This window comes from Candidatus Thiosymbion oneisti, assembly GCF_900092655.1.
In the GTDB taxonomy this organism is placed as follows: Bacteria; Pseudomonadota; Gammaproteobacteria; order Chromatiales; family Chromatiaceae; genus Thiosymbion; species Thiosymbion oneisti.
In genome coordinates, this window is sequence record NZ_FLUY01000869.1 from 1 (window position 1) to 2,649 (window position 2,649).

A 2,649-nucleotide genomic window follows, 5' to 3' on the forward strand; every position below is an offset into this window, starting at 1 on the left:
GACACGAATCCACACTAATTCGTGTTGATTCGTGTGAATTCGTGGTTTTCCGCTAACCTGGACGGATAGGATAAGCTGAATGTCAACATACCCCGGTACCTCGGAGATCAGGCTCGCCGATCTCACCGAACCGGGCCGCACCCCCCGGTAGCGACGCCTGCCATGTGGTTTCCAATCCCCCCGCGTGCCCGCAAGGTCGGTACGCGACCGTCGCTCCCCATGACACCCTGCGCGGGCGAGTCGGTCGTAAGGGGTTGGCCGTGGCCGGGGCTGATCTTGACCCTGGCTCTGCTCCTTACCGGCTGCGGCGCAGACGACGAGAGCCGGCACACCCACCACCAGCAAGGGCCGTCCCGGGGGCACCTGGTAACCGTCTTCAGGGCCGAACGCGCTCCGGTCGCCGCCCGTCACGAGCACCCCGGCTCGCTGCGTTTTCGCCGCCTGGTGCGCATCCACAGCCAGGAAGAGGGACGCATTACCGAGCTCGAGGTCTTCGAGGGTGACCTGATCGCCCAGGACAATCTTCTGGCTCGGCTCGAGGACGACCTGCTGCGGGCCCAGCTCGACAAGGCCCGCGCCACCAAGCGGCAAAAGCAGCTGGACCTGCAGCGCCAGGAAGGCCTGCGGTCGCGGCGCGCCGTCTCCGAGGACGAACTCGCCCAGGCCCGCACCGCCCTCACCGTGGCCCAGGCGGAGGAACGAGTGCTGGAGACCCGCCTGACCTTTACCCGCATCCGGGCCCCTTTCACCGGCGTCATCACCGAGCGTCATGTGGAGCCCGGGGATTTCGTCACCAAGAACAGCCACCTGTTGACCCTGGCCGATCCCGCATCCCTGATCGCCGAGGTCTACGCCTCGGAGCTGGTACTGCCCCAGCTCGAGCCGGGGGATCTGGTGGAGCTACGCATCGACGCCTTGGGACCCGATCGCTTCGAGGGCCAGATCCTGCGTATCCATCCGGCCCTGGCCCGGACCAGTCGTCAGGCCATCGTCGAGGTGGCCATGGACCCCATCCCGGAGGGGGCCCGCGCCGGCCAGTTCGTCCGCGCGACCCTGGGCATCGCCGCCCTCTACCGGCTCTTGGTACCCTTCCGTGCCGTGCGTCGGGACCGGGATGGAGAGTTCCTGTGGTTGCTGAGCGATGAGAACCAGGTCGAGCGCCGCCCGGTACGCACAGGTCTGCGCATCACCGACCGCATCGAGATCCTGGAGGGCCTGGAGCCCGGCGAGCGGGTCGTCACCCGTGGTTTCCTGGGTCTCGCGGAGGGCAAATCAGTGCAGGTCGTCGAGAACAGTCCCTAGGTCGTGCGCCGGTTCGGCAGCGCGCCTTTGCCCAACCTACCCGACTACGGCTATTCGTACTGCCGGGCATAGAAAGCATCCTGGTACATGGGTTCACCATAACGATGCTGTCCATAAGTGCGAATGATCTCCTGTCCGTTCTCAGACCCCACAAAGTCAACGAATAGGGAGGCGTATTTCCGTCCAGGCCCCTCCTCCGGCCGACACAGGGCATGGTAGATATTGACCAACAAAGGGTCACCGCGAAAGAGCACCCGGAGATTATCCAATTCCCCTTTCCCTGCGATCCAGGTGCTGCTGTCCGTCATGAAATATCCATTGACCTCATTAGCCCGCTTCAGGGTTGCCAGCATGAAGTCCTTGGTGATGATGTACCATTTACCTGCGGGCTCCAGGCCGGCCTGTTTCCAGACAGCCAGCTCCCTTTTATGGGTCCCCGAGTCGTCACCCCGGGACAGGAAAGTAGCTCGGGCTTTGGCGATTCTCGCGTAGGCATCGCTCGCACTGTCGGCCTGGGTGATCCGTGCCGGATCGGCCTTGGGGCCGACAATATAAAATTCATTGGCCCCAATGAGCGTCCTGTTTGTCGCCCAACCCTCCTCGACGGCCTGCTTCTCAGCAGCCGGCGCGTGCACCATGACCATGTCGACCGCTTTGGCCTTGAGCAGCCTTAATGACTTACCCGAGCCGGCCTTTTTCCAGCAAATCGTAACCTCATGCCTTTTATTAAAGGATGCGATGAGTTTTTCCAGCAGTCCCAGCTCTCCCGGACTCCCCGTAGCCAGCGCGAAGCGATTCGGCCCCTTCCCATAGACTGCCGTGCATTCATCAGCCGCCAGCGCCAGTGGGACCACGGACAGCAGGAGGGTCGGGATCAGAAGCCAGCTCAGCGGATTGTTTTGCTTTCTCATGCTCTTCAATCTCCTCCGGATGTCAGGAAGTCAATCGCCGGTTCGGCAGCGCCTACGCGGCCTCATTGAAGCCGCTTTTGTGGTGGTGGGCACAGCCCACCCTACAAGGAGGGTGTCGCACAAACGGTGGCATCAGCTGCCAGTCTGTGAAGTTTAAACCACGGAGGACACAGAGGACGCAGAGCATTGGCCGATTTCTTTCTTCTGCTCGTTCCCACGCTCCAGCGTGGGAACGCAGGTGTGGCCGCTCCAGCGGCCAAGGTTTCATGACGCGGATTTTGGGCTCGCCGCCGTCCAAAGATGCGGTTGCCTGTCTTGTCCCTGTTGTCTCTGAGGCAGTAGGCAAGCGCTCACCGCCCATCGATGCGGTTCGCGCCGGTCGCTCCGCGCCCGGCGCTCACCACATCCTACCGGCTTTGCCCAACCTACGGGCTGT

General features: G+C 62.8%; 2 protein-coding genes. One reads left to right on the forward strand and one right to left on the reverse strand.

Features of this window, described 5'->3' with window-relative positions:
- The first annotated feature begins 162 nt into the window (after window positions 1-162).
- Window positions 163-1,302, forward strand: coding sequence for an efflux RND transporter periplasmic adaptor subunit (locus BQ17_RS09200; RefSeq protein WP_089726374.1), 1,140 nt, complete (start codon window positions 163-165; stop codon window positions 1,300-1,302).
- A gap of 50 nt (window positions 1,303-1,352) precedes the next feature.
- On the opposite strand, the gene BQ17_RS09205 is transcribed toward BQ17_RS09200, so the two are convergent.
- Entirely contained in the window at window positions 1,353-2,213 is an 861-nt protein-coding gene (locus BQ17_RS09205) for an ABC transporter substrate-binding protein (RefSeq protein WP_089726376.1), read from the reverse strand.
- Window positions 2,214-2,649: the final 436 nt, after the last annotated feature.

Coding starts and splice junctions, on each gene's coding strand:
- BQ17_RS09200 (WP_089726374.1), top strand. CDS start 163: ATGTGGTTTCCAATCCCCCCGCGTGCCCGCAAGGTCGGTACGCGACCG.
- BQ17_RS09205 (WP_089726376.1), bottom strand. CDS start 2,213: ATGAGAAAGCAAAACAATCCGCTGAGCTGGCTTCTGATCCCGACCCTC.